The 26,567-nt window shown below is 58.8% G+C and carries 28 protein-coding genes and 3 pseudogenes; 14 read left to right on the top strand and 17 right to left on the bottom strand.

The window, feature by feature from the left end; all coding sequences use genetic code 11:
- Positions 1-11 precede the first annotated feature (11 nt).
- Entirely contained in the window at positions 12-491 is a 480-nt protein-coding gene (locus tag H5P29_RS25780; protein WP_083948671.1) for a MarR family winged helix-turn-helix transcriptional regulator, read from the bottom strand.
- A gap of 65 nt (positions 492-556) precedes the next feature.
- Here H5P29_RS25780 and H5P29_RS25775 point away from each other — a divergent pair, with 65 nt between their 5' ends.
- Together H5P29_RS25775 and H5P29_RS25770 are read left to right on the top strand one after the other, a co-directional pair.
- Positions 557-1,213: a pyridoxamine 5'-phosphate oxidase family protein gene (locus tag H5P29_RS25775; protein WP_083948670.1), complete on the top strand. Its 657-nt coding sequence runs from the start codon at positions 557-559 to the stop codon at positions 1,211-1,213.
- Between the two features lie 8 nt (positions 1,214-1,221).
- Positions 1,222-2,100, top strand: coding sequence for an MBL fold metallo-hydrolase (locus H5P29_RS25770; RefSeq protein ID WP_083948669.1), 879 nt, complete (start codon positions 1,222-1,224; stop codon positions 2,098-2,100).
- Between the two features lie 318 nt (positions 2,101-2,418).
- On the opposite strand, the gene H5P29_RS32995 is transcribed toward H5P29_RS25770, so the two are convergent.
- The 3 genes from H5P29_RS32995 to H5P29_RS25755 all read right to left on the bottom strand — a co-directional run bounded on the left by H5P29_RS32995 (position 2,419) and on the right by H5P29_RS25755 (position 4,323).
- Positions 2,419-2,952 (bottom strand): class I SAM-dependent methyltransferase, encoded by a 534-nt coding sequence (locus tag H5P29_RS32995; RefSeq protein ID WP_371818658.1) that lies wholly within the window; start codon positions 2,950-2,952, stop codon positions 2,419-2,421.
- Between the two features lie 116 nt (positions 2,953-3,068).
- On the bottom strand, positions 3,069-3,527 hold the full coding sequence (locus H5P29_RS32990; RefSeq protein ID WP_083948668.1) for a GFA family protein: 459 nt from the start codon (positions 3,525-3,527) through the stop codon (positions 3,069-3,071).
- Between the two features lie 13 nt (positions 3,528-3,540).
- Positions 3,541-4,323: a helix-turn-helix domain-containing protein gene (locus tag H5P29_RS25755; protein WP_067964878.1), complete on the bottom strand. Its 783-nt coding sequence runs from the start codon at positions 4,321-4,323 to the stop codon at positions 3,541-3,543.
- A 103-nt stretch (positions 4,324-4,426) separates the two neighbouring features.
- Between H5P29_RS25755 and H5P29_RS25750 the strand changes: the two genes are divergently transcribed.
- The 4 genes from H5P29_RS25750 to H5P29_RS25735 all read left to right on the top strand — a co-directional run bounded on the left by H5P29_RS25750 (position 4,427) and on the right by H5P29_RS25735 (position 8,367).
- Positions 4,427-4,804: a class I SAM-dependent methyltransferase gene (locus H5P29_RS25750; RefSeq protein ID WP_246670894.1), complete on the top strand. Its 378-nt coding sequence runs from the start codon at positions 4,427-4,429 to the stop codon at positions 4,802-4,804.
- Between the two features lie 56 nt (positions 4,805-4,860).
- The gene (locus H5P29_RS25745; protein WP_246787000.1) at positions 4,861-5,808 is read left to right on the top strand and encodes a LysR family transcriptional regulator; all 948 of its coding nucleotides are present in this window, start codon (positions 4,861-4,863) and stop codon (positions 5,806-5,808) included.
- 52 nt (positions 5,809-5,860) lie between these two features.
- Positions 5,861-6,973 (top strand): ABC transporter substrate-binding protein, encoded by a 1,113-nt coding sequence (locus H5P29_RS25740; protein WP_067964874.1) that lies wholly within the window; start codon positions 5,861-5,863, stop codon positions 6,971-6,973.
- Positions 6,974-7,446: 473 nt separating this feature from the next.
- Positions 7,447-8,367, top strand: coding sequence for a GNAT family N-acetyltransferase (locus H5P29_RS25735; RefSeq protein WP_067964872.1), 921 nt, complete (start codon positions 7,447-7,449; stop codon positions 8,365-8,367).
- A 312-nt stretch (positions 8,368-8,679) separates the two neighbouring features.
- Here the strand turns inward: H5P29_RS25735 and H5P29_RS32985 are convergent, their stop codons facing one another.
- The 9 genes and pseudogenes from H5P29_RS32985 to ccoN form a co-directional block, all read right to left on the bottom strand.
- Positions 8,680-8,973, bottom strand: a complete 294-nt coding sequence (locus H5P29_RS32985; protein WP_312883617.1) for a toll/interleukin-1 receptor domain-containing protein — start codon at positions 8,971-8,973, stop codon at positions 8,680-8,682.
- Between the two features lie 492 nt (positions 8,974-9,465).
- Positions 9,466-9,621: pseudogene (gene ccoS, locus H5P29_RS32685) on the bottom strand (cbb3-type cytochrome oxidase assembly protein CcoS); the annotation flags it as partial.
- Entirely contained in the window at positions 9,618-11,864 is a 2,247-nt protein-coding gene (locus H5P29_RS25720) for a heavy metal translocating P-type ATPase (RefSeq protein WP_067964865.1), read from the bottom strand. The pseudogene ccoS and the gene H5P29_RS25720, both read right to left, overlap by 4 nt.
- 2 nt (positions 11,865-11,866) lie before the next feature.
- Positions 11,867-12,685 carry a DUF2189 domain-containing protein gene (locus H5P29_RS25715; RefSeq protein WP_067964863.1) on the bottom strand — a complete coding sequence of 273 codons (819 nt, stop codon included), beginning with the start codon at positions 12,683-12,685 and terminating at the stop codon, positions 11,867-11,869.
- A 12-nt stretch (positions 12,686-12,697) separates the two neighbouring features.
- Complete coding sequence (locus tag H5P29_RS25710; RefSeq protein WP_067964861.1) at positions 12,698-12,886, bottom strand: hypothetical protein; 189 nt, start codon at positions 12,884-12,886, stop codon at positions 12,698-12,700.
- Entirely contained in the window at positions 12,883-13,764 is an 882-nt protein-coding gene (gene ccoP / locus H5P29_RS25705) for a cytochrome-c oxidase, cbb3-type subunit III (protein WP_067964859.1), read from the bottom strand. The genes H5P29_RS25710 and ccoP overlap by 4 nt, the downstream gene beginning before the upstream one ends.
- Positions 13,755-13,925, bottom strand: coding sequence for a CcoQ/FixQ family Cbb3-type cytochrome c oxidase assembly chaperone (locus tag H5P29_RS25700; RefSeq protein ID WP_067964857.1), 171 nt, complete (start codon positions 13,923-13,925; stop codon positions 13,755-13,757). The genes ccoP and H5P29_RS25700 overlap by 10 nt, the downstream gene beginning before the upstream one ends.
- A gap of 15 nt (positions 13,926-13,940) precedes the next feature.
- A complete protein-coding gene (gene ccoO, locus H5P29_RS25695) occupies positions 13,941-14,693 on the bottom strand; it encodes a cytochrome-c oxidase, cbb3-type subunit II (protein ID WP_067964855.1) in 753 nt (250 codons plus the stop codon).
- A gap of 3 nt (positions 14,694-14,696) precedes the next feature.
- On the bottom strand, positions 14,697-16,331 hold the full coding sequence (ccoN, locus tag H5P29_RS25690) for a cytochrome-c oxidase, cbb3-type subunit I (protein WP_185910424.1): 1,635 nt from the start codon (positions 16,329-16,331) through the stop codon (positions 14,697-14,699).
- Between the two features lie 548 nt (positions 16,332-16,879).
- Between ccoN and H5P29_RS25685 the strand changes: the two genes are divergently transcribed.
- On the top strand, positions 16,880-17,482 hold the full coding sequence (locus H5P29_RS25685) for a hypothetical protein (protein ID WP_067964850.1): 603 nt from the start codon (positions 16,880-16,882) through the stop codon (positions 17,480-17,482).
- 334 nt (positions 17,483-17,816) lie between these two features.
- The gene (locus H5P29_RS25680; protein ID WP_067964847.1) at positions 17,817-18,755 is read left to right on the top strand and encodes an IS481 family transposase; all 939 of its coding nucleotides are present in this window, start codon (positions 17,817-17,819) and stop codon (positions 18,753-18,755) included.
- 599 nt (positions 18,756-19,354) lie between these two features.
- Here H5P29_RS25680 and H5P29_RS25675 read toward each other — a convergent pair.
- Positions 19,355-19,657, bottom strand: a complete 303-nt coding sequence (locus tag H5P29_RS25675) for a DUF6522 family protein (protein ID WP_067964845.1) — start codon at positions 19,655-19,657, stop codon at positions 19,355-19,357.
- A 144-nt stretch (positions 19,658-19,801) separates the two neighbouring features.
- Between H5P29_RS25675 and H5P29_RS25670 the strand changes: the two genes are divergently transcribed.
- Both H5P29_RS25670 and H5P29_RS25665 read left to right on the top strand, forming a co-directional pair.
- Positions 19,802-20,272, top strand: a complete 471-nt coding sequence (locus H5P29_RS25670) for a group III truncated hemoglobin (RefSeq protein ID WP_246470527.1) — start codon at positions 19,802-19,804, stop codon at positions 20,270-20,272.
- Between the two features lie 51 nt (positions 20,273-20,323).
- The gene (locus tag H5P29_RS25665; protein WP_067964843.1) at positions 20,324-20,755 is read left to right on the top strand and encodes an Rrf2 family transcriptional regulator; all 432 of its coding nucleotides are present in this window, start codon (positions 20,324-20,326) and stop codon (positions 20,753-20,755) included.
- Positions 20,756-21,924: 1,169 nt separating this feature from the next.
- On the opposite strand, the pseudogene H5P29_RS32380 reads toward H5P29_RS25665, so the two are convergent.
- The 3 genes and pseudogenes from H5P29_RS32380 to H5P29_RS25655 form a co-directional block, all read right to left on the bottom strand.
- Positions 21,925-22,065, bottom strand: a pseudogene (locus H5P29_RS32380) (hypothetical protein); the annotation flags it as partial.
- Positions 22,011-22,307, bottom strand: coding sequence for an ATP-binding cassette domain-containing protein (locus H5P29_RS32375; RefSeq protein WP_184767499.1), 297 nt, complete (start codon positions 22,305-22,307; stop codon positions 22,011-22,013). The gene H5P29_RS32375 and the pseudogene H5P29_RS32380, both read right to left, overlap by 55 nt.
- A 54-nt stretch (positions 22,308-22,361) precedes the next feature.
- The gene (locus H5P29_RS25655; RefSeq protein WP_154387576.1) at positions 22,362-23,423 is read right to left on the bottom strand and encodes a site-specific integrase; all 1,062 of its coding nucleotides are present in this window, start codon (positions 23,421-23,423) and stop codon (positions 22,362-22,364) included.
- Between the two features lie 153 nt (positions 23,424-23,576).
- On the opposite strand from H5P29_RS25655, the pseudogene H5P29_RS25650 reads away from it, so the two are divergent.
- The 4 genes and pseudogenes from H5P29_RS25650 to H5P29_RS25635 all read left to right on the top strand — a co-directional run.
- Positions 23,577-24,401, top strand: a pseudogene (locus tag H5P29_RS25650) (Fic family protein); the annotation flags it as partial.
- A gap of 294 nt (positions 24,402-24,695) precedes the next feature.
- Entirely contained in the window at positions 24,696-24,902 is a 207-nt protein-coding gene (locus H5P29_RS25645; RefSeq protein ID WP_246786999.1) for a hypothetical protein, read from the top strand.
- Positions 24,902-25,936 (top strand): proline racemase family protein, encoded by a 1,035-nt coding sequence (locus H5P29_RS25640; protein WP_154387580.1) that lies wholly within the window; start codon positions 24,902-24,904, stop codon positions 25,934-25,936. Before H5P29_RS25645 ends, H5P29_RS25640 begins: the two co-directional genes overlap by 1 nt.
- 99 nt (positions 25,937-26,035) lie before the next feature.
- Positions 26,036-26,437 carry a RidA family protein gene (locus H5P29_RS25635; RefSeq protein ID WP_154387577.1) on the top strand — a complete coding sequence of 134 codons (402 nt, stop codon included), beginning with the start codon at positions 26,036-26,038 and terminating at the stop codon, positions 26,435-26,437.
- Positions 26,438-26,567 lie beyond the last annotated feature (130 nt).

Raw genomic sequence — 26,567 nt, 5'->3', positions numbered from 1 at the left:
ATGGGGCCGTCTCAACTCGGAAGTTGAAGTCTGCTAGCAATAGCAACGAGCCATCTGCGAATCTCTGCTTCATTGATGCCCGCTGCTTCCTCTTTCAACAGCAGTTCAACAGGTTCCGAGTGCCTACGCGCCTTGGCCAGCAACTCTCGACCATCGGCCGTGATTCGGAGACGATGGATGCGCTTGTTTTCTTGCGCCAGGGATTTCGAGATCAGTCCTCTGACAACAAGGCGCTGGACGACTTCATGCGCGCTTTGAGGCGTTAGCATCGAAAGACGAGAGAGTTCAGCACTCGAAATATTCGTATATGAACTGATCATCGTTAGTGCTGAATACTGCGCAAGGCTGAGACCGAGATCTACGAGGCTGCGGTCAACAGCTTGCTGTGCGGCGGTACTTGCTTGGCGCAAAAGATAAAGCAGGTGTCCCTCGAGACCTCGCCTGCCTTCGCCAATGGCTGGGATACTCGTTCCATCGCTTCGCTTCTGCACTATGTTGACTCCAATATCAGGGACCTGATAAATAAACGACTTCTGCGATAATCACTAGGGCGGCTATGAACCCGAACCGAACAGTTCCCGTCACGCAACGAACGCGCGTGAGACGTTTCCACAAACGCGGCTTCTACGATCGAGAGACAATACTGACCATATTGGACGCCGGCTTTCTGTGCCACGTTGGCTTCCTACATGACGGGCAACCATTTGTATTGCCGACGCTATATTGGCACGACTCCGAGAACTTGTACTTTCACGGTTCGACTGCAAGTCGAATGGTGAAGGCTGCTGCTGCGCAAACCATCTGCGTGAACATCACCCATCTCGATGCCCTCGTACTAACGCGCTCCGCATTCCACCACTCCGCCAACTACCGCTCGGCGACTATCATTGGCAAAGGCCGCTTGATTTCCGATCCGGAGGTGTGCGCGATGCAGTTGCGTCTGATGATGGAACGCCTCTTTCCTAGACGTTGGGATACATTGCGGCCAGTTACATCCAAGGAACTCAAGGCAACTCGCATCATTGCAGTTTCTTTGGCAGAAGCATCGGCCAAAATTCGTGTCGGTTCGCCGGATGAGGACAGCAACGATCTCACGTGGCCAGCATGGGGAGGCATCGTTCCTATTCGCTCGGTCGTCGGCCTACCCGTGCCTGACACGATCACTGAAAATCAACGGATCGATGAACTCCCGTGTTGTGCAGTTCAGCCGTGATACCACCAATGTCCACCCAAAGTCGTAATCATCACGTGGAACTCCAAATTCTCGGTTCCGGTGGACCAATGCACGGTGGCGGGCGCGGTAGCGCGGCATACCTGCTCAGGTTTGACGGCATTCCCCGACTCGTCGTCGACATGGGCGGCGATACTCCTCACGCATTGGCTCGAGTTGGAGTACGCCCAGGAGAGGTTCAGATACTATTAGTTTCGCATCTCCACCCCGACCATGTTTCGGGCTTTCCGGACTACTTCTGGGGGGAACTCACAGCTGGGCGCTCCGCAGCACTTCAGTTGATTGGACCACCCGCAGGTAATGACTTCCCCGACATTGAGACTTTCTGGAAAAAACTATTTGGGACGGCTGGTGCCTATCCATGCATGTCAGCGCTCGTGTCTAACCCTAGTTTTCCGATCCACTTCATCACAGCTTCCACGGGCGATGTGTCACTTGCGGCAGATGAACAACTAACGATCTCATCTTATAGTGTTGAGCACGGGCAGGCGCCGACGCGAGCATTTCGTATTGATAGCCTTGGATGTTCGATCGTTTTTGCGGGCGACCAGACCATGCGCGATCCTGCCTTTTCTAGTTTTGCAAAGGGCGCAGATCTAATGGTTGCCCACCTAATCGCGAACGGCGGAATCGCGGGGAAGCCTCTATCAGACGTTGTGGCACTACCCGAGGATATAGGGCGTGCGGCAAATAAAGCGCATATCAAGCATCTCGTTTTGTCTCACCTTATGGGAGCGCCAAACGACGATAACGGCGGCAATCAATGGTCCCTAGCTGCACTGGATGATGCCGTGGCGGATGTGCGTCGGCAGTTTCCAAACAGAATCAGTGTGGCGGAGGACTTGGATCGGTTCTCTGTCGGCGGATGAGGGGCCACTTGGCAGGCCATTCTTATCGCGCTGAAACGGTGGTTGCTTGCGCAAGAGCGCATAGCATTTCGCCGTTGGCTTCAGTGGCGTATACTTCATGTTGCTGCCTGTGCTCATCGCGGATTGGCAGGGTAATCTCGACACAATCGTCCCAGCTGTGGAAAGTGCCGCGCCCATCCATTTGCTGAAAGGCTGGTGCTGAAAGGCTGGCGATCAAAAATCTGATGTGCAAGAGCATGGATATCACGCATGGTTTCGGATCTGCCTCAATTCGCGACGGCTTGGATATTCATACGGCATTGCGCGCCCCAACCTTAATTACGCTCGCTGAGCCCAGATGTATGACCGCTGTGTTTCGACTTCCGCGCCTGCATATGGCTCTCGAAGAAGCGCTTCCCTTACTGTGAAGCCCGCTTTTTCAAGTGCCTTGCAGATCTCCCCAGGAAGAAAGAACTGGAAATCTAGATCCACGGTTCTTCCCAGAAATTCCCTGACGTGGCATCGCTCCTCACCGACGTGGAAGGCAAGGAGAAGCCAACCTTGCGGGGTCAACACACGGTGCATCTCTCTGAACGCATCGCGCAATTGGTCTCGCCTCAGATGAACGATCGAGTAAAAGCACGATATTCCTGCGAATGTGGCCTCTAGAACTCCATCCAAATCCAACATATTGCCTTGCTGGAACGTAATTCCTCGATATCGACCGCGTGCTCCAGCGACCATCCGGGGGCTAATGTCAATGCCCACGACCGAGCTTGCGCGGCGAGCGAGATACGCTGCGACATGGCCAGGACCGCAACCAAGGTCGCATAGGGTTCCACTGCGCGTGCGATCGACCAACCAATCGAGCATCAGTCGATCGAATGCCTTCCGTTCTAGCTCGTCGCAGAAATGAACAGCGTATCGATCGGCAATATGGTCGTAGTTTCGTGCAACGTGGTCCTCTGCGCCATGTTCGTGCTCCGCGGTCATGCGTCCACGTCTTGCCGGAACTGAGCAAGTCCAACGGGTAGTGGCTCCCAGGGCGCGCGCGCTTCAAGGTGTATTGCAATGGTCGGCTCAAACTGCGACGGATTATCCAGAGTGCCCGCATACAGGATCATCGTGTCCGGAGCGGATTGCGGCTTTGCGAAGAGGCGCGTTCCGCACTTGGGGCAAAAGAATCGCGAAATCGCCTTGCCCGTGCCGCCGCGTTTCGTGTGCTCCGCCATCCGGCCGGTTACATCGACACTATGAGATCGGACGCCCAAAAATGGGACCCGGCCGGTCCCGGAAACGCGACGACAGTCGCGGCAATAGCAGAAGCCCGCGAAATCCGGTTGGCATCGGGCGACGTAACGCACCTGACCACAGAGACAGCCACCCGCGAGGTTGGGATTGTCACCTGGGCTGGCACACTCAACTTCGGCGTCGGTATATTGCTCCATGCGAAATACAGCCTTACCGTTTCGCTTCAGCAGCGGAGGCCAATGCCCGCAGGGTTCTTATCCAGCCGGTCGCGAAACAATCGCGATCCTCGTCGGAAACCAGACCGGCAACTTGATGCTGGAGCGTGACACGTGTTGCGTCGTCCTCCGGGACGAGGTCCATTCGCCAGTATCCTGAAACAGGGCCGCATAACCCCATGGCGCCACGCACGGTCAACGTTCGGGCCGGATAGAACTCCTCGACCACGCCCCAGAGGGTTCCTCCGCCCTGAACATCGAATGACGTGTCAGGCGCCTCAAGCGTTCCGAGCCGCCCTCCAACATGCGCCTCGAAAACCAAGTTCTCACTTTCCGGCCAGCACCTAGGCCACCAAGCAGCGAGGCGCATGAGCGCGTCCCAAGTGGCCGTCGCATCGCGGCGAACCACATGCTCTGCACGAATGTCGATGCCCAGATCCATTATTCCTCCTGCACTCTCCGCAGCCGCTCTCAATCCTGTCAGCATCGCCGCCGCCGAGGCCGACAGCGGCTTCAGCCAGCGATCATAGGCCAGTTGCAACGGAACCGGATTGAGGTGATTTAGGCGCTCCCGTCCCCGACGTTCCACCAATACCAACCCGACTTCTGCGAGGACGGTGAGATGGCCCATGATCGCGTAGCGTGATGTCGGAAAATAAGCGCAGAGTTGCTGTGTCGTCATCGGGCCATCGCTCATCAGGTCCAGCAGCGCACGTCGTGAGGGATCAGCAAGCGCGCGCCAGATCGGTTCGGTTTCGGGAATGACTTGACGACCCATATGTGATTAATTACAAACATATTGATAGCTGTCAAGGTCGAGGTACGCAATGCTGTCATCTCGGTTACGAGCGATTGTCGACGCGCTTCCATTGCGACGCGGCATGAGAATTTTGGAAATTGGATGCGGCACTGGCGCGATGGCGCGCGAGATCTCTGAGCGCATCGGCGACGGATACGTGCTTGGTATAGACAGGTCTGGCGGCGCAATCGCGAAATCAAGATCCATTCGTCTTGCGCCGGAAGGAGGCGTAACGCTTGAATTTAAGTGTATATCTGCCGAGGAGTTTGAATTGCCTCCCGGTGAGGATTTATTTGATCTTGCTGTTGCTATTCGTGTCGGTGCGTTCGACGGCCGATATCCAGAAGTCGGTCGGATTGCAATTCCTCGCATCTTCCAGGCGTTGAAAGACAGCGCAAAGTTCTTTGTTGATGGAGGTACGCCTATCAAAGAGCTTTATCTTACAGACAGTGTGAAATGACCAGATCAAAGCTAAACCAGGCCGTTCGCGGCTCGGACTAATGGGAAGGTAAGCAAGTGCGGGCGGAAATTGGTTTCATCGAGTTCCGTCACCTTCGGTGTTTTTTGGCCGCATCTGAGTGTGGCAGATTCCGGAAGGCGAGCGGCGCACTGGGGGTTCGGGAATCTGCGATTAGTCGTGACGTTCGCGGTGTCAGCCTCACGCTAGCGGGGCAGCGGTTTCTACTCGGAGCGCGAAAAGCAATTCGGCAGATTGAGGATGGCGCAAGGGCGGTCGCTGATGCTGGGCGCGGTGAGACCGGGCACGTAAAGATCGGCCTGTATTCGTCAATTGCATCGGGATTCCTCTTCGATCTCCTGCGGGCCTACAAGGGCGTCTATCCAAGCATCTGCGTTGAACTAATCGAAGGGGATTCCTGCGACCACGTTTCGGCAGTACGGCAACTTCAGTTGGACATCGCCTTCATCACGGGCACCATGCAGTGGCAGGATTGTGAATCCGAGCAACTGTGGACCGAGCGAGTCCTTGCAGTCATGCCCGCCGACCATCCGCTTACACAAATTGCGGAGATTGATTGGGGTGATATGGCCGAACATTCCTTCATGGTTACGGACGCAGCACCGCGACCAGAGATATGTGCTCATCTGGTGCAGCGCCTCGCTCACTTCGCACACCGACCTGAAATTGTCTCGCAATGCGTCAGCCGGGACCGCCTTCTATTATTTGTTCCAATCGAACGGCGCCTCACGCTAGCCAGCGAAGCCGCTACCGCAACTTTGATCACCGGCGTGGCATTCCGACCAATAGCAAACGAAGTGCTTCCATTCTGCGCAACCGGGTCACGCAAGAACGACAATCCAGCGAGCAGGAGGTTATTGAGGCTGGCTCGCTCGATGGCGTCGGCGGCCAAGGCCCGCAGTGCGCAAAAAATCGAGAACGCTACTGCCGCTGAACCTCGTAAGACGGACGATCGGACCGACACCATGTTACATGAGGCAGCGTGAGATGCCTGATCGAAATGCCTTGCTGACCAGTCCGTAGGAGGAACGCCGAGATATGAACGCAGCGTCGTCGTCAGAAGGAAAGCGCTCAGTCGACACATCGGCAGTACGCATCGGCGCTCTGATCCCACTAAGCCGCCCTGGTTGGGTCGAAGCAGGCCGGCACCTTCTTAGCGGACTTGAACTGGGTGTATGCGACATCAACCGCGCCGGAGGAATTATCGGACGCCCCCTTGAACTGTTGGTGCGCGACACGGCGGCCGATCCACAGCGCGCTATAGCAGTTGTTGATGAACTGGACTCGCTGGGCGTTGCAGCCTTGGCTGGCGAGTATCACAGCGTTGTCGCTCGCGCGGTCGCCTCTAGAGCTGACTCCATCGGCCTGCCATTCCTCTGTTCGTCGGCGGTTCTCGACGCTCTCACCGACCAGCCAACTAATTGGGTAGCGCGGTTGGCCCCGATGCAATCCTACGGATGGCAGGTCTATGCAGACTTCCTCATCAATGCTGGTCATGCCCGAATTGCTGTCGCAGTCGAACCGAGCGCCTATTGGGCGTCGGGCATACGCATTCTCCGCGATTACCTAGGACCGCGCGGAGGCGACGTCATCGAACTCGACATGCGCACGCTCTCACCGGTGGCGTTGTGCGACGAATTAGCTTCCATTCGTACCAAGACGCTGCTTCTTCTCGTGGGTTACCCTGAACCGGCGATATCGATCGTTGAGTCGGTGCGCCGCGATTCGCGACTCGCAGGAGTCACGATTGGTGCTCCGGCAGGGCAACCGGAGTTTGGCGGGTGGACTACACAACAACAGGTCGCCGGCACAGCGATTCCGTTCTTGCGCTACTTGCCGGAGCGCTTGGGTTCCCTTGGCGTCCGCGTCCAAGCCGCGCTCCGCGAACGGTTGGGCGAAGCGCCTTCTTTTGTCGCCTTCGAGGGCTATGATACGATCGCTGCTCTCGCCGAGGCGATGCGCTCGCACGGAACCGGCAGGGCGCGCATTGCCGAATCTTGGTCAAGCATCGCGGTCGATGGCACGCGAGGGATAATCTCCTTCTCACGCGTGACGGGTACCGGCGTATGGCAGTGGGCTCGCCCGCCGGTTCAGGTCGTCGACCGAGACCCCGCGAGCCCTGATTCATTCAGAATCCGATACGCCCGTTGAGGGCCGTTTGCACGCTATGCAGTTGCTCGGACAAGCGAGGCACGACTTTGGCGCGCTTGATCTGAACCCGCGGGTTCAGCGCCCTGAAAATGTCCAGCGTGAGTAATGCGGCGGTCGGACTCGAACCGATATATCCGTAAGGAGGGCGGATCATGAAGGGAGCCGTGTGTACCATATGCACCGCAGCGCGGTATTGTTGGTGTCCACTGGGCAGCCTCCAACACGATTGACCGCGCCTACGCGGCACCTGGAGGGGTTGCCGGCGACCGTCCGATGTGTACGCCCCGGCCCGCTCTTCTTCGCCGGATTACTGTCGCCAAACTATGATGACATATAGAAGGTTCAATGGAAGGACTTTTGAACGTTCACGTCGCGATGCGCTTGCCGCTCAAAGGATTCATAACGAGGTGACGAAATGCTTGCGCCCGACCCCGGCGCACCTTTGTGCATTGGGCCAGAATGAAAGCAATCCCATGAAGATCGTTCCCTACGTCCCCGGCCACGCCCACGACTGGCTGCAACTCCTGAACTTGACGCGAGCGGCGCAGCTCGACATGGCGGAGTTCGCAGCCCGTGAGCTGCGCTGGCCGACTGAGGACTTGCGCTTGAGGTTGGTGGCACGTCTTGATGGAAGAACCGTCGCCATCGGACAGCTTGCTGTCGCACCATATTCGCCTCCTGATCACCTGTCGGTGCTGATCTGCACGAGACAAGAAAGCCGATTATCCGGCTTTGGGTCAGGGCTGCTGGAGGAGTTGGAGCGCGAGGCTCGCGCCATGCGCTATGTGGGTTTGACCGCAACCATTCCCGAGATAGCCGCCGACGCGCTCGATTGGGCGGAGCGTCGCGGTTTTCGTCGTTATGCTGTCCGGTTCGACAGTATCCTCGACATGGTCGATAGTAACACAGAAAACCTCCAAAAGTCAGCCGGTCACACGATCGACGTGAATCTGCGCAACATGACCGCCGCAACAGAATCAGACTGGCATGACGTGCTGAGCCTGTTTCGCGCTCTCCTTGCCGAGGCTCCCGACATGGAAGGTCTGCCGAACTGGACCATGGCGCGCTGTCGCGACGTACTGCGTGACAATCCTGCGGCGCGAGATGACTGGGTGATTGTTGCCAGGTCAGGAGGGCGCGCAATCGGGCTGACAGTTGGGCACGCCATGGGAAATGATATCTATTCCTTCTTTACTGGCGTTTCGAGAGAGTGGCGCGGAAAAGGAGTCGGCCGTGCGTTGAAGCAAGCTCTGATCGCCGCTGCCCGCGAACACGGTATCGCAACAATGCGAACCACGAACCTCGACCGCAATCGGCCAGCGATGCAACTCAACCGCAGCCTTGGTTTCCAATGTTCTGGAGGATATGTCGAAATTCGAAAACGGCTGGCGTAAAGTAACGCTGCTGCACGGAAAGCCGAGGTACGATATTGGGCGCGCTTGCCATCTGAAACTGGCGGTGTTGATTGCCCACTGAGAACTGCCCCGGGTCAGCTTTCAGCGCAAATCAACAGTCCAGCTTAGACTGTGACCAGTTCGGCCAGCTTCGCCGCTACATCTGCCATCGTGGACTCCGCTGTGTTTAGCCCGTTTCGCGAGGCCAGTAGGGGACTTACTTCGCGGAGAGCGTCATGTTGTCTGATGCACGATGGGCACTAGTCGCTCGCCCGCCAGTAGTGCCGAAAGTTCCTTATCGGCAACACCCCTTTAGGGAGGGTGCTTAGCATAGCGGGAGTCACCAACACAATTCCCCCTCGCGAATTGGCCAATCTTATCAATGGAGCGCATGAACGGCTCGCCTAGGCCAATGTCCTTCTCGCTGAACCAAACCCGGACTCCGCGTGCTTCAAGAAGGTCGTTAAGGTCTTTGGCAGCTTTCTGTCGATCGTCCCAGGCATGGCAGAGGAAGACGTCACGGAGTTCCGGTCGCTTGGAGGCCAGTTCCTCAACGTTGGCCCGGACGGGGGTAAGCTCCCGCTTCCGCAGGGGTGTAGAATACAACCGAACTGGGCTTCGACCAACTCGTTCTTACACGAGCGGTCCCACCTCTGCTGCTTCGGCCACCTCCTGCTTCCCGATGAGTAGTAGGACCCATCAATGCGTCGTCTCCGAAGACCCAGGCCCAGGCCTCCTTCAACTCTGCCAGCGAAGCTTCCGTCAAAATAAGCTCCGCGATCATGGCGTCGTCCACGCGGCCGAGGACCGAGACGACATCTTTGCGTGTCATGGTCATCGCTTCCTCCGTCGCCCGCCTCCAGTTCGTATCAGAACACCACCGCAGCAACCGCAAGAAGGCTGATAGCCAGCACGGCGAGGCTGGGAACCAATACTGCGGCTCCTGAAGCCACGGCCAGCGCCGCCACCCAACCGAACGGCCTGTCACTTGCTCGAGACATCTTCAAAGCCTTTCGTTTCCGTTGCTGAACAAACGCCGTTGGCAGCCGTGGCGTTCCCTTGCCTGGCAGGAACACCCTCGTGGTTTTTGCATGCTTGCTGACTAAGAGGAGCGTCAGCACCTGAAAGCAAGACCCGTACCGCGGCCCCATCCAGATCCTCGTACTGGCCACTCCGTAGCGACCATAGGAAGGCTGCCAAGCCCACCAAGCCCATGCCTAGGGCAATTGGAATCAAAAAAGAGAGATAACTCATGCAGCCTCCGCTGGGACTAGGCGGCGAAAGCCCGCAAAGCGGGAGGATGAAGCCGTTTCGTGCGGGAGCCGCAAGGCATTGGCGACGACTAACATTGACGACGTCGACATGGCAACAGCTGCTATGAGCGGAGTTATTTGCCCCGACATCGCTAGGGGCAGGGCCAATACGTTGTAGGCCACAGCGAGCGCGAAGTTCTGCCGCACGAGCCGGGCGGCATTGCGGGCGATGCCCGTCGCGTGAGGGACACCTTCAAGGCTGTTCAGCAGAAAGACGAGATCGGCAGAAGTACGACCGATGTCCGCCGCCGAAGAGGGCGCCATGGAAACATGTGCTGCTGCCAGTGCCGGAGCGTCATTCAGGCCGTCGCCAACCATCAGAACGCGGCGGCCGGAGGCGGCCAGATCTCTGAGTCGGTTGACCTTGCCCTCAGGCAAAACTCCGTGGCGGACCTCGGAAATTTCAAGCGCATCCGCGACCCTCCGGACAGCGGTCGCAGAGTCCCCCGATAGGACCTCCGTCGCCAATCCCCAGCTTTCCAGCTTCCTGACAGCTTCCACCGCACCGGGACGAAGATTGTGGGCGATCGTGAACGAGCCTGCGAGCGTGCCGTTCTTCGACAGCCAGGTCATGGATTCATGGCTGGCATTGCCTGGCAGGCCCGAAACCCATTCCCGCCTGCCGAGGCGAAAGACACTCCCGTCGATCCGACCTTCAATTCCGTACCCGGACACCTCACGAAAATCCCTGACTTCGGGCCCTGTCGACGCGAGAGCGGCGACCGCGCATGAGGCTGGGTGTCTGGACAGGGCTGCGAGTGCGGCAGCCGCCGGCACGTCGTGCAGGGCAGCCGTGTGACGTTCGACGCGCGTGACGCCCGTTGTCAGAGTTCCGGTCTTGTCGAACACGACCGTGTCAGCTTCGGCGAGCCGTTCCAGCGCGCCGCCGTCCTTGAGCGTGACGCCGAGGTCAAACAGCCTGCGTGCGGCCACAACCTGGACCATGGGCACAGCCAAACCCAATGCACATGGGCAGGTGATTATGAGCACCGAAACGGCGGCCGTAACCGATGCATGCCAATCGCCCGTGATTGCGATCCAGGCCGCGCAGGTGGCGAGGGCCAACAAATGGACGACGGGGGAATACAAGGCCGCGGCTCGATCCGCGATGCGGCGATACTGTGCCCGCCCGTCCTCCGCCGCATCCATCAACTTCGCCATGTCGGCGAGGAAGGAATCCTTGGCACGCTTATCGGCACGAACCGTCAACGCGCCATCGAGGCTGAGCGCGCCAGACAAAACGGCGGTTCCAGGCTGGACACGTGTTGGCGTCGCTTCTCCGCTGACTACCGAAAGGTCAAGGCTGCCGCGCCCGGCCACTATCGTGCCGTCTACCGGAACCCGGTCGCCGGGGCCGACCGGGATGATGTCGCCCGGCTCAACTTCCATGAGACCGCAGAACTCGCGGCTCCCGTCAGCGCGTATCACCGTCACGCCTCGCGGTATCAAGCGGCTGAGGCCGGAAACTGCCTTCCGTGCTTTGCTCCTCATTGCATAATCAAGCGTGCGTCCGGCGAGCAGGAAAAAGATAAGGGAAGTCACGGCGTCGAAATATGCGTGCGGCCCTCCGGCGAATGTGTCGTAGAGGCTCAACGCCAACGTCAGCAAGATCCCCACCGAGATAGGAAGATCCATGCTGCTTGTGCGGCGCTGTACCGACTTCCATGCCGAAATGAAGAATATTCTTCCGGAGTAGGCGACCGCAGGCACTGCCAGCAGTGCAGAAACCAGATGAAATGCATTTCGAGTCTGCGTGTCTGCACCCGACCACACCGACACTGACAACAGCATGATGTTCATTGCGGCAAAGCCCGCCACTGCGGTGGCGCGCAGCAGTCGCGACATCTCGGGGTCACGAAGGTCATCTCCCGCTTCCGCGAGGCTGCAGTCGTATCCGATGGCAGCCAGGGCTTCCGTTACAGGAGGGGCATGGTCGCCACGCCACCTCACGGTTACGCGGCGGGACGTAAGGTTCACGCGAGCCGCGAGAACTCCTTCTAGGCCTTGCAGGGCCCCTTCGATTGACGTGATGCAGGTGCCGCACCTAGCTTGGGGTACCGAAAGGTTAGTCTGAAAGATGCCATCTCCCAGATAGCGTCGCGCCAGCAAGATTTCGCCAGCGGTCGCGCTGCCGCAACGCGCCAGTTGCAGCGCTGCCTCCGCTCCCTGGGCGCAGCAGCTCACTGTCAGGTCTCCGGGAGCGCCACGGCCCTATAGGCGTGCCAGGTGGCATGGCCGAGCAGGGGAAAGATCAAGATCATCCCCACGAGCCCTGTGACGACACAGACGGCGAAAAGAACCAGCAGGATTGCAGCCCAGCCCAGCATTGCAGGCAGATTGTTCCAGACGAGTTTCATGCTTGTGCCCATCGCGGTCAGCGCATCGACGCGCCGATCAAGGAGTAGGGGCACTGCAAAGACGCTGATGGCATAGGCAAAGGCAGCAAAAAGGCCGCCGATCGCTGTCCCGACGACGATCATTGTCCACCCGTACGCAGTCCCAAACAGCAGGCCGACGATGTGGTCTAGCCCCGGAAACGCCGTAACTCCAAAAAAAAGCGCGTAGAGCAGAACCGCGGCACGCATCCAGAGCAGAAGGAGGCAGCACAGCAACAGCCCGGCAAAGAAGACCTGCGCGCCTGCCCTTGGACGCACGAGGAGCATGGATCCGAAGCTGATCTCGCGTCCTTCCTCGATGGCCCGACTTTTTTCATAGAGGCCGACCGCCAGAAAAGGAGCCACGATCATGAATCCCGCCAGCGCCGGAAAGAGAATGTAGTCCCGGCCGAAAGCAACGAGCGTCCAGACGAAGCAGGCCGACAGGACGAAAACACCAATTCCGTATCCCAAGCTAGACGCCGGGCGTGTCCAGAAATCCCGCCAGCCCGCTGACAGCCACCTGAGGCCAATGAAGGGCGATAGACCGCGGTTGAGCCGCGGGTCGCGCGTCTCGCCGATGCCAGAGGTTTCGCTGAGCAGCCAGTACGACTTTTCGGTGTCGCTCATCTCTTCGCCTCCTCAACATGCCGACTTGGCAGCGCGATAGCCACCTTCGCCCGCGGCCTTAAAGTGCTTGACGCAGTCCGGCTGAGAATCGACTGCAACATAGATCAGGTGAGCATTGGCTCCGGCGAAAAGCAGCAGCCCTGCCGGGACCAGCATCCAGAGCATGATGCTGCGGTACCGTCTTTTCGACTGTACGGTCATGGCTGTTGCGTCCCCAGGTCATGCACATAGAGCGCAATCGTGCGGATCTCAGCCGTCGTCAGCCTTTCATCCCAGGTGGGCATATGGCCTTGGCGTCCGCCGTGCACCGACGCAATGATGGTGTCGAGGTCGCTTCCGTAGATCCAGTGCGTATCCGTTAGGTTTGGCGCGCCGACATCCCTGTTTCCCTTCCCGTCTTCTCCGTGGCAGGCAGCGCACGTTGTCAAAAAGACTTCTCGCCCCGCTTCGATCCGTTTGAGATTGTCCGCGGTCGAGTAGTCCGGATGGGAAAGTGAATAGACGTAGGCGGCCACGCTCCGCACCTGATCCCGGTCGAGCACCTCGTCCCGCCCAAAGGCTGGCATCTGCCCGACGCGGCTTTCCGGATGCCGGGTATTGATGCCGACACGCATTGTCTGCTCGATAAGCTGGGGTCCACCACCCCATAGCCAGTCGTCATCGGTGAGGTCCGGGTAGTTTGCCCGGCCTTTGCCGTCCCGACCGTGGCATGCGGCGCAGTTATCCCCGAACAGCTGCCGCCCCGTGTTGCGGACCGTCTGCATCAGCGCCTCGTCCGCCTGGATGGCGTCGTACGGCTCCTTTTCGAGGCGTGCCATCCAGGCAGCGCGTTCGCGCTGGCCGTCGACGACACGCGCTTCGACAGTCTGCCTCTGGTCGACCCCTAAGAGGCCTCGTGTATAGGTCGTCCCGAGTGGCCAGGCCGGCACCAGGAACCACCAGGCGATCGCCCACAGGTGCGTCACGATCAGGAACAGCAGCACCCCCCGCGGGACCGGGGTGTCCAGTTCCTTGATGCCGTTCCATTCGTGGCCTGTGGTCTCACGGCCGCTGACGGGATCGCGTTCGTTCACTTCCATGGCTTGTCGTCCTCGCCGAGGATGCTGTTCTTGGCCTGATTGAAACGCTTCCGGTTTGACGGCCAGAATGTGTAGACCACCACGCCGACGGCCAGCGCAATCAGGTAGAAGAGGCCCCAGCTCTTGGAAAAGGCGACAACCGAGTTGTGATCCAGGTCCATTCCGAAACCCTCCGCTTACCCTTCCGGGTTAGGTTTTCCCTCTGGAGCCGCGGTGTTTTCGTATGCGGCTCCGGTCAGTCTTCCTAGGATCTGCAGATACGCCACGAGCGCGTCCATCTCGGTGACGTCGGTCTTCACGCCATCAAAAGCACTGACTTGAGTTTCGTCGCCATATCGTGTGGCAACCCCGGCAGCGAAGTCGGTGTCCGGCGTCGCTTGACCGTAAGCATCGCGCGCCGCGTTCTCCACCATTTCGTCAGTATAAGGAACGCCCAGCGCCTTCTGCGCCGCGAGGTGAAGCGGGAGGTCCTCCATTTTGAGAGAGGTGCGCGCGAGCCAGCGATAAGCAGGCATGTTGGATTCTGGAACGACGTCGCGTGGGTTTGTCAGGTGGGCGACATGCCAGAAGTCGGAATACTTGCCGCCGACGCGAGCAAGATCGGGCCCAGTCCGCTTGGAGCCCCAGAGCATCGGGCGATCGTACTTTGACTCGACGGCAAGCGAATATGGGCCGTAGCGTTCCACCTCGTCGCGCAGCGTACGGATCATCTGGCTGTGGCAGGCATAGCAGCCCTCGCGGACGTAGATGTTGCGCCCGGCAAGCTCAAGCGGCGTGTACATCCGCATGTCCGGGGCTTCTTCGACAGTCTCGTCGATTGTGAAGAGTGGGGCGATTTCGACGATGCCGCCCACGCTCGCGGCTGCGATGATTGCGATCACCAAGCCAATCGCTGAACGCTCGAGTTTGCGGTGAAAGATCTCAGGCATTCATCATTCTCCCGCCACGGCAGGAGCGATCGGGACGTCCGCATTGAGCGGGACCGCCAACGGCGCAGACCGAACCGTCATCCAGATGTTGTAGCAGCCGACTACTGCACCAATCAAGAAAAGCAGCCCTCCAAAGGCCCGCGCGATGTAATACGGGTACATCGCCACCAGTGAATCGACGAAGGAATAAGCGAGGGCGCCTTCTTCCGTATAAGTCCGCCACATCAGTCCCTGGATGATGCCCGAATTCCACATCGCGAAGACGTAGATCAGCGTCCCGGCAATCGCGAGCCAGAAATGCACTTCCACGAGGGCTGCTGAGTACATCCGCTCGCGTTTCCAGAGGCTTGGCACCAGCGTGTAGAGCGATCCAAAAGTGATCAGCGCCACCCAGCCCAGCGCGCCGGCGTGGACATGCCCGACGGTCCAATCTGTATAGTGGGACAGCGAATTCACAGGCCGGATAGCAAGGAACGAGCCTTCGAAAGTCGATATGCCGTAAAACACGGCGGCAGCCATCATGAACCGCAAAGTCGCATCGTCCCGCACCCGGTGCCACGCGCCGTTCAGGGTAAGCAACGCATTTCCCGCGGAAGCCCAGGACGGAACCAGCAACATCACCGAGAAGGTCATGCCAAGCGTCTGAACCCAATGCGGCAGCGCGGTATAGTGGAGGTGGTGCGAACCCGCCCACATGTAAAAGAAGGTGATGCCCCAGAAGCTCAGGATCGAAAGGCGGTAGGAGAAGATTGGCCGCTGAGCCCTTACTGGAAGGTAATAATACAGCATGCCAAGGAAGCCGGCCGTAAGGAAGAAGGCGACCGCGTTGTGTCCGTACCACCACTGCACCATCGCATCCTGGACGCCAGGCCAGACCGTGTAGCTCTTCGCATGCCCCCACGAAATGGGGAGTGCCAGGTTGTTGACGATGTGGAGAATTGCGACGACCAGAATGAACGCCATGAAGTACCAGTTGGCCACGTAGATGTGCGGTTCCTTCCGCCTGGCGATCGTCCTCAGATAGAGGATGAAGTAGGTCACCCAGACAATCACCAGCCAGATATCGGCGTACCACTCAGCCTCGGCGTATTCCTTGGATTGCGTCACCCCAATCAGATAGCCCGACACGGCAAGCAAGCAGAATAGGTTGTAGCCGAGGAGCACAAACCAAGGGCTGAGTTGTCCGGCGAGCCGCGCGCGCGAAGTCCGCTGCACCACATGAAACGAAGTCGCGATCAAGGCATTGCCGCCAAAACCAAAGATCACTCCGGTGGTGTGGGTCGGGCGGAGACGGCCGAAACTCGACCAGCCAGCGTCGAAGGCAAGGTTGGGCCATGCAAGCTGCGCGGCGACCCAGACGCCCATGAACATCCCGAACACTGCCCAAGCCATCGATAGGACAATGCCGACCTTGATTGGGTCGTCGTAATAGGATGTTTCCCGGTCTTCCGTCGGTTCGGGCTGGTACAGGCCAGACAGCACATAAAACAGGACGGCGCCTGCGAACAGCATGACCATGACGCCATGGACGCCGAGCACATCTGTGCGACCCACGGCAGCCATCGCCAATCCAACGATCGCCACCGCAATCGCTATCACGGCGGCGTTCTGACGTTCCGAAGACGTAAGTTGCCGGATCATCGTCTTTCCTCCTCCGCGGATTCGACGTGGCTCAGTTTCAGGTATTTCTGTCAGATATCAAGCAGTTCCGCCAAGGAAGATGTTTGGACCGATGGAGCGCGCTGCCCGATGGGGCCGGATGGTCTTCGAAATGCAGGCTGCCCGACAGTGCTCAAGAGTATTCGAAGGAGCTGCTGACGCCGCTGCCAGCCGCTCAGCTCCTGTGCCGAAGCCCCAATCATTGGGGAGTTGGCATGGAGTCGTCACGCGAGGATTGCGAGAACACGTGAGGGATTTGTTCCAGATCAAGTTAGCCCTGGGCCGTCTCAGCTAAGATGGATCAACCGTGGAACTGCCGCGTGATGTCTCAAGGAGGCGCACAATGAAGATCTGGATATTTCTGCCGCTGACGACCTACCCAGACGCATGCGCTGATGTCTTCGCTGTGAACGCCGTGGGTAAAGTCGCGATTGGTCTTTGATCGCGCCGTCAAACACGCGCCATCAAAGGCAGTTCCGTGCCCAGGCCACACGCTAGAAAACAATGTGAACGTTCGGAGTGATGCAGTGACTGCGGAGACCAGCCAGTTCGAGGAAATTGCGACGGGACTCCTGAGTGCCGCTGAGGCTTGTGCGATCGTGGAAAGGTGCGCTCCCAATTGGTCCGAGGCGGATTGTGGCGACGTCGTTGATGTGTTCAGATCTTGGGCTTGGAAAGCGTTGGATGCCAGACGGCGCGATGACGAATTGAAGCAGTGGCACAACCTGCTTCGCCAGCTCGTTTCTCATTTCCGTGGGACGACCGCTTCCGAGAAGCTAGGGGTTCTTCGGGACCTTGTGTACGAGTCTATCGCGGTTGCAACGCCATTCCCGGTATCAAACGTGCTGAACAAGAAGCACGTCAAGGAGCTGCTCCAGATTCTAAAGAGTGTGCATGGTGGACGTTTGGACAGGAAATCTATCGGATCTAGATTGCGACTTGAACATGCCAACCTTGCCCGCGTTCTGACATTGGCATTGACGGCCGGACTGGTTGTCCGATCAGCTAGAGGGAAGAGTGCCTGCTTCTCGATTACCGAGTTTGGCATGACCCAGTTGGAGTCACGCGGCACTTATACCAACGCGTGCGATGCCAACGGCATTGGTTGTAAAATTCATACTATCCCGTGAAGCCGTCGCGCTTCGGTTAGAAAAGCAGTGATCGTTGATAGGTTGAGAATTCGGCGACTAACAGTCCAAGCTGTAGAGTTCTCCATTTTGCAGTGGACCGCACAGCTTGGATCGGTCGGGTAGGTCTGGGTGCGTCGTCTTCTGACTCGCGCGACGCGCGACGATCATGCGACGTGGCGATCCGGCATCTTACAGCGCTTTCGCACACGGCTCAGCCTGACGCGAAATCATCTAGCCAATGCCCTAGCTGTCGAAGCTATGAAGGTTGTTCATTCGAGGAGGGACTGAGAAGCTGGGGTTGCGAAGCCAACCAACCTTCAGTGGAGCTCCCCGAATGAACGTCCATAAGAATGCGCGTCTGACGCCGTCAGGTCGAGTGCTTTTGGTGCAACGAATTGAACAGGGCTGGAGCGTGCGGCGTGCTGCCGGTTCGGCCGGGGTTTCGGAACGAACGGCTTATCGCTGGCTCGACCGCTACCGGGCCGGCGACCGGGTTCTGCACGATCGCAGTTCAGCGCCGCGCAACTGCCGGCATCGGCTGGCAGCCATGCAGGTGTCGCGGATCGAGCAGTTGCGGCGCCAGCGCATGACCGGGCCGGCGATTGCCCGGTCCTTGGGCCTGGCGCGCTCGACGGTAGGCTTGGTGCTGCGCCGGCTGGGACTGAACCGGCTGGCCTGGCTCGATCCCCGGCCCCCGGTGTTGCGCTACGAACGGCAGCGGCCGGGCGAACTGATCCATATCGACATCAAGACCTTGGGCCGTATCGACGGCGTTGGCCATCGGATCACGGGTCAGCACCAAGGCCATCATCGCGCCCGAGGCATCGGCTACGAACACCTGCATGTCGCCATCGACGATGCCTCGCGCCTCGCCTATGTCGAACTGCTGCCCAGCCTGGGCCGGGATGATGCCACCGGGTTCCTCAACCGGGCACTGGCCTGGTACGCCAGGCTGGGCGCCAGGGTTGAGCGGGTGATGACCGACAACGGCTCGGCGTATCGCTCCAAACTGTTCGCCCAGGCACTCCAAGGTGCCGGTGCCCGACACATCCGCACAAGGCCCTACACCCCGCGCACCAACGGCAAGGCCGAGCGCTTCATCCAGACTTCGCTGCGAGAATGGGCCTATGCCAGGCCATACGCCTCATCGAACGAACGCGCCAAGGCCATTCACCAATGGGCAGCCAACTACAACCTGGCACGCCCACACTCGGCCCTTGGAGGCATCAGCCCGTTCCAAAGACTGAACAACCTTCTTGGAAACGACACCTAGCTCTCATATCTGCCGGCTTACTGAACACGAGGAGGTCAGGTGCCTCAGAAGGTTCGAAGACATCTTCTTGTTGGATTCCTTCCTGGCGCTTTAGCGAGCTTTCTAAATCAACTTCCGAGGCAACATGGCACGTTACAGACGTTGGAAAGACGTGGCTTCCGAAGCCAACCTCATAGAGGCGCAATGGGAGACGGTGCATTGCTGAAGTTGGATGATTTGGCGTGCCGGGCCAAGGCACTTTTGGTCGAGCGCAGATTTGTACCGCGGAGGCCTACGAGATATTCGATGTCGATCGAGGCTGTGTAGTCGCGTAGGCAAGCAGCGCCGCGATTAGCCACGTCGATTGATTCATGACGCCTGAGGAGCATGGATCCGCCGCACGCGGCTGGGGCTGCTTGCAGGCGAGGTGCTAATCGCTCGAGCTATGCGGAACTCCGCATCGTCGAGTGACTCTGCTCACACGAACATCATGATCACCATGTAACCTACGGTCACAAGCACTAAGCCACCGACTAGCATCGGCACGAGGGTACTTCCCGAGTGATTATCGTTCATGGTGCCATTCCCTGTTGGCGGGGTTCTTCCTGAACTGATTTTGATCAGGCACTGCCAAGTGCGCACTGCCGCAATTTCCGAGCCTGGCTAGCCTGCCGGAATGAAGAATACCTGAGGTCGAGGGACACTTCGCTGACAAGGCGGTTGTCTGCGTCGACAATGCCGCAGCAAACCGAGTCGCCATTGCGTACAGTCAGGCGAATGCGACTTTCGTCGCCGTCGACGCCGTGCTCGACCATGCTGGTCACGAGGCCGAGGCGCATGCGGCGGCGCAGTTCGTTCGCTTCCACCGAATGCCTCTGGGGTTCCAAGATGTTGGAACCGGTCTGGTCAAGATCGAGCTTCATGTGGTCTTCCTCATCGCCGCGCGCCGCCAGTGTCTAGCATAAAGATAGATCTATGATATATGTTTTATTTCGCATGTTGCAGCATATTCGCATCACATCAAATTCGGACGACAGAAAGCCGCATCAACCCGGCAGGGGTGACACATGGATATGAGTGCAGGCACAAAGGAAAAACCGACCATCGTCATCGACGGCCGAGTGCTGCCCGGGCAATTGGACGAGCAGATGATCCACGCCGTGGTTCATGGGTTCTACGACGAAATCCGCAAGGATACCCTGCTCGGACCAGTGTTCAACGGCGCCATTGCTCCGCAAGACTGGCCACGGCATCTTGCGAAGATGTGCGACTTCTGGTCGTCGCTCATGCTGCGAACCGCGAGCTATGAGGGTCGCCCGCTGCCGCCGCATCTTGCGATTCCGGGTCTGGGCGAGCAGCATTTCCGGCGATGGCTGGGTTTGTTTCGCGCCACCGTCGACAAGCTCTGCCCGCCGGAGATTGCGGCGCTATTCATGGAACGGGCATTGCGCATCGCGCATTCCTTCCGGCTTGCGCTCGCCTATAACCGCGGTGAAAACACGTTGACGGTTGAACCGATCACGCCCGACAGCCTGTGATGTGCCGAGGCGGTCGGCAGGGCGGGCATGCGGCGAAGTTTGGAGCGAAAAATGAGGCTGACGAATTTTTCCGACTATACGCTGCGCATGCTGATGTTCGCGGCGTCCGCCGGTGATCAGTTGTTCACGATCGAAGAGACGGCGCGCGCCTTCGGTGTGTCGAAGACGCACCTCAACAAGGTGGCTAATACGCTCACCCGGGCCGGCTATCTTGTTGCGGTCCGCGGCAGGTCGGGGGGACTGACACTCGGTCGCCGACCGGAAGATATCCGCATCGGCGACGTGATCCGGCTGACCGAGCCGGACTTTGCTCTAGTCGAGTGCTTTACTACGGGCAACCAATGCACGATCACGCGGTGCTGCAAGCTTTCCGGCATGCTGCGCGACGCACTCTCATCGTTCCAGTGCACGCTCGATCGCTACACGCTAGCAGACATCGCCCTGGCGCGTCAGGATTTCCTCGTTGACGTTTCCGGCGCCTAGCGAGCACATGGAGAAGCCGTTGATTTTCAGCTATGACGACAACGTATTGGTGCGCCTCATTTAGGTCAGTGAAGTGCGTTTTGCCCCCTTTGCCCAGGCGGCGAGTTGCAAGCAGCGATACCTTTGGTGGTCGAGCAGGCTAACGCCACAGTTTCCTACTGCGGCCCGGCAAAAAATAGTTGGCCAGCCCTGCTGCGATTAGGCCTGTCGGCTAGTCCTCGGAAAGCAAACGGATTTCGCTTGCCTTAGCTGATGAAAGTGGGGAGCAAATCGTCGGCTTCTTAGTCGTAAAGTACCGCGAACCCGCCACTGTAAACACGAGCATTCTGTTGGCAGGGGAGGTTCGCCTCCAGGATGAGCGTCGCAGGCCACGTACAGCCAGCGCGTTCCACGCAGTTGGCGGGGCTGGCCGCATGTTTCACAAGTCCGCAACGACCGCCGGATTGCGCCGAATGTCTTTAGAAAGGGACGTGCCACCCTTGAAGTCCAATGTCAGCGTCGTTCCCCTGCAGGCCGAAAAAGCCGCCTCAAGGTCCAGCAGACCCAGAAGTCGTTTTCGATGATCGCGTTGGCGACCCACGGCCCGCGCCCGTCTCGCCAAAGAGAGCGGTCCGATCAGCGGCTGAAGTGGGCCGAGCTTGGGATGGACCTTAGGGAAATCATACAGATCACGCGCCAGGTTGCGGAGTCTACCGTTTCTCACCAGACGAGAAAGGACTTGGTTAACCGCTGCCCGCGCCGCCAGGTCCCGGAAGTCACCCATAGGTCGGCATTCGGCGCTGCGGACAAGAAAAAATCAAGCTAGATCAATGACCTAAATGGGTTTGATAAGCAATCGAGTGGGTTTTGTCACGCGCGACGACAGTGATGCTCTGCACGAAGTCGAAGACGCTTTCGGGTGGACGGCCTAGGGGAATACTAGCGACGCCCTAAGATGGTAAGGCTTCGGAGCGAGCTACAAGCTACGGGCCGAGCGCAGCGACTGCCTCGGCTACGATCGCTGCTGGTTCCTTGGCAATACCCAACCGGATCGATGCGGGCAAGCAGCCTTGAACTGATCAGGTCTTTTGCCCCGTGCAGGAACAAAAAGTGGACGTTCCCCACCCTGTAGCTCCGCTTCAGGACCGACCAGGCGCGATCACGGCCGGCTGTCCCGTTTCTGCGGTTGCCAGCACGACGCCGTCATCTGCCGGGTGCATGAACTTGTTCGAATGCCAGGAGGCAGCGAGCTTGCCGGCTTCTGCCTCGCAGTCGCCTATGACGCAGGCGACGACGAGATCGGGATCGTCGAAAGCAGCACCGTACTGATGGCCTCTCGCACGTTCGGCGGTTGCGGGGCGACATCGAAGCCGTCGATACTGGCCGCGCCATCGTCCGCCCTGAGCCGAGTGGACAGGATTTTCTCCGCCGTTGTCTTGCCCGCCCCGTTCGAACCGAGCAGTGCAAAGATACTGTCGCGTGCCACTTCGAAGTCCACGCCGCGCAACACATGCAGTTCGTACGACTTCTCCAAGCCCCGCACGCGAATTGCCTGGACTTGCTGCTGTGTCATCGACCCTCGGATGAGCGAAACTACCGCACACCCACGCCTGAACGGATCCGAAACTCATGCGGCGCGGGCTGCAAGTAGAGCGTGGAGGGCTTCTGGCTTTAGGTGCGTATACCGCTTGAGCATCTTCCAGTCCTTGTGCCCGGTAACGAGTGCAACTTGCTCGATTGTGAATCCGGCCTCGAAAAGTCGGCTTGTGCCTTCGTGTCGCAAGTCGTGGAAGTGTAGGTCGTGGATACTCAGGTCGGCGCATCCGCGACGAAAAGCTGTGCCGACTGATCTGCCATTGTATGGGAAAATCCGATCATCGTTGTTACTTCGGCAGGCGCGCTGCTCCTCCACGATGGCCCATGCGTCGTATCCGCATGCAGCGAAAAGAGGAATGCGCTGGTTGTTTCCCTGCTTGTTTCGGGGATCCTTCCGGTCACGGATGAGAAGCATCCGGGTGCGACATTCCAGGTCCGACCAACGCACTGTGCAGATTTCCTCTTGGCGCATTGCGGTAGCAACAGCGAAGCGGATGATCCGGCCAATTGGGGCGATCTGACGCGGGTTTGCGTCGAAATGCGAGATCAACCGGTCGAGTTCATCTTGGGTCGGACGACGGTCGCGCTCCTGCCCTTTGCCAACCAGACCTAGCTGTTTCAAAGCGATGCGGGCGAGGTCTACGGCCTCGATTGTAACGGGTAGGCCGTGAACTGCGGCCGCGTGAGACAGAATGAGCTTGATAGTGCCAATGTCGATGCCGAGGGTAGCAGGGCCTGCACCTTTTGTCGCTCGATCGCGGCCGAACCGAATGAGCCGCTCGCGATCGAGCGCCGCCATGTTGCACTTTCCAAGCTGACGCTTCAGCATATCCAGAGTCGCAGCTTTCGAGCGTCGAGGGGGCTTGCCGACGTCACACATGTCGTCGATATGAAGGTCGATGAGATCGCCGAAGGTTTTGAGGCGGGCGATGCGCGACTGATTTGGCGTTTCGCCACGATCAATCTGGCGCTCCGCCTCAAGGGCCCAGCGTCGGGCATCGTCTCGCCGCAAGAAGGTCTCGCTGACGTAACGGCCCTTGCGACGAACTTGAACGCGCCAGGAGCCGGAATGGAGTTTTGTGAAACTGGCCATTTTTCGTGTGCGCTCCGTGTGCACTCAGCCGTCGAATGGTGGCGAAAAGCGTCGCAATGTGGCGTAAATTCGTGTGCACTCGGTGCGACCTAACTAATTGAGACTACTAAAAAAATGATGGAATATCAAGAACATAGACTGGCCATTGCGCCCATGATGGATGGGCTGGAGCGGCTGGAAGAGCTGCCGCTGTCATTGCGCCTGATCCGCGAGATGCACGCGCGGCTCCTGCAAAGCGGCCGCGGCGGCACGAAAAGCCCGGGCGAGTTTCGCCGCACACAGAACTGGATCGGTGGTTCGCGGCTCGGCAATGCGCTCTACGTGCCGCCGCCCGTCACCGAACTCGACGCTAGCCTCGATGCGCTGGAGCGCTTTATGCATGAGGATACTTCGCGTCTTCCGGCATTGATCAAGGCTGGCCTGCTGCATGTCCAGTTCGAAACCATCCACCCGTTCCTCGACGGCAACGGCCGCATCGGTCGGCTGCTGGTGACGCTGTCTCTTTGCGTCAATGGAGTGCTGCGCAAGCCGCTGCTCTATCTCAGCCTCTATCTGAAGATGCATCGTGCCGACTATTATCGTTTGCTCCAAGAGATGTGGGAAAACGGCAGCTGGGAGGCCTGGCTCGACTTCTTCCTCATCGGGGTGGCCGAAACGGCGAACCAAGCATTTGAAGCCGCCTCCCGAATTGTCGACCTATTCAAAGAGGACCGCGAGCGGATCACGACCGAAAGTGATCGTGCCGGATCCGCGCTCCGCATCCACGATCTCTTCCAGCAGAACCCGTTCCTGAGCTCCAATCAGCTTGTGCGGCACACGGGCTTGTCGGCACCGACGGTGAATGCGGCCTTGGCTGACCTAGAGAAGATGGGCATCCTAGAAGAGATTACCGGTCGCAAGCGGGGAAGGGTGTTCAGCTACCGTCGCTATCTTGCAATCCTCAGCGAGGGGACCGATCCCTTGCCGGTTGGCTCCTGAAGCCCCCCGTAGCTGTCTCGCCCCTCGAATGACAGGAGGCGCAATCAGCGTATTGATTTCGTAGACGCTGACGGTACTTTATTAGAATAGCTAGCTTCGATTGTCGCCGTTTACGACACCCGCGAAATGTCCGATAGATGTCGACAGTTCACAGAATTTTTCCTGTACAAAAATTCCAAAAACCCTAGCAAAATCAAGAGGCTAACTTTTTGACGGGTCTGGTCCCGGCGCTGGGTTCTCATAAGGAAATTTTCTGTAGGAAAATCAATTCCTTATGACGAGAAAAATTTTAGAGTGGGCACCATTGCCGACCTGTGCCGCGGTACGGTCGTCGGCCGAAGCAATGACCGGGACATAACGCTCTTCAAGGCGGTCGGGAGTTCGCTCGCCGATCTGATCACTGCGCGGCTGATCTATCATTCATTGCCATATGAAACTCCGGTCGTGTCGCCAACGCACGGATTGTGTGCGGACAGGCCAGCTATTGATGAGGTGACTTGATGCGTTCCGATCGGCTTGTTCAGATCGTCAGCAGCCATGCCGAGGGCGAGGCAGGAGACGTTATCATCGGTGGCGTGGCGCCGCCGCCTGGAGCTTCAATCTGGGAACAGGCGCAGTTCATTGCGAAAGACGAGAGCCTTCGCAATTTCGTCCTGAACGAGCCGAGGGGTGGTGTTTTTCGTCACGTGAATCTGCTGGTGCCGCCGAAAGATCCGCGTGCGCACATGGGATGGATCATCATGGAGCCGGCCGACACGCCGCCGATGTCCGGCTCGAATTCAATGTGCGTTTCGACAGTGCTGCTGGAATGCGGCATCGTTCCGATGCAGGAGCCGATCACGCGGCTGGTACTCGAGCCCCCCGGCGGCCTGATCGAAGTGGAGGCAGACTGCCGCAATGGCAAGGCCGAGCGCATCCGTGTCCGCAACCACCCGTCGTTCGCCGACAGGCTGGACGTTATGCTGGAAGTTGCTGGTATTGGCACCATCAAGGTTGACACCGCCTGGGGCGGCGACAGCTTCGTTATCGTCGATGCATCCCTTCTTGGGCTTGAGATCAAGCCCAACCAGGCGCGCGACATCGCCGAAGTGGGGGTTCGTCTGACGAACGCCGCGAACGAGCAAATCGGCTTCTCGCATCCGGTTAACGGGTGGAACCACATATCGTTCTGCCAGGTAACGGAGCCCGTCCATTACCGAGAGGGCGTGCTCAGCGGTGCCAGTGCCGTTGCAATCCAGCCGGGAAAGATCGATCGCTCGCCTTGCGGCACCGGTTGTTCGGCTCGCATGGCGGTGATGCACGCCAGGGGAGAAATGCAGGTCGGCGACCGATTTAGGGGCATTTCGATCGTCGGCACGGAGTTCGATTGTGTCATCGACCGCGAAGTTGATCTCGCCGGCCGGCCTGCAATCTCTCCGATCATCTCAGGCCGCGCTTGGATAACCGGCACGCACCAGCACATGCTCGACCCGTGCGATCCGTTTCCCACCGGATACCGGCTCTCCGACACGTGGCCGGTAACGAAAAGCTTCTGAAGGCGTGAGATCACGGCCGCCTTCATCACGCGCAACGCAGCAACGCTTTATCGCCAAACAGAGCATTCGCTCGCAAAGGCATTATTCGGGGACATATACATGAAACAAGCGATCACTCTTCCCGATCATCCGGCCAAATATCCCTACTTTTCCGACATCGTCAAAACGGAAGGCACGTTCGTCTTCGTGTCGGCGCAGGCGGGGCGCGGCGACGACGGCAACTGGAGCGGAAGTTTCGCCGAACAGCTCGACAGAGCCATTGCCAACCTGCGCCGGACGCTGGAGGCAGGCGGTGCGAGCCTCGACGATGTCGTACAGTTGACGGCATTTCTGTCGGATGCCCGCAACGGCGACGCCGACTGCCGCCACGGCAACGTATTCAACGAGGTCTATGCCCGGCATTTCAAGGCGAATTGGCCGGTGCGCTCACGCGTGCAAGCAGTGCTGCACGATCCTCGTTGCCTAGTCGAACTGGACGCCATGGCGGTGATCGACGACTAACGACCGAGGTCTGCAACCTAGCTGGCCCGCAGGGATTGGCGCACCGCTTCGATCAATCTCGATAATCATCGAGGCGGCGCTTGCCAGCATGGGTAATACACTGCTCTCACGGCACCTGATCGAGCAGGAG

The sequence above is a fragment of the Aminobacter sp. MDW-2 genome, from assembly GCF_014250155.1.
In the GTDB taxonomy this organism is placed as follows: Bacteria; Pseudomonadota; Alphaproteobacteria; order Rhizobiales; family Rhizobiaceae; genus Aminobacter; species Aminobacter ciceronei.
This window is presented reverse-complemented; position numbering and strand designations above follow the sequence as displayed.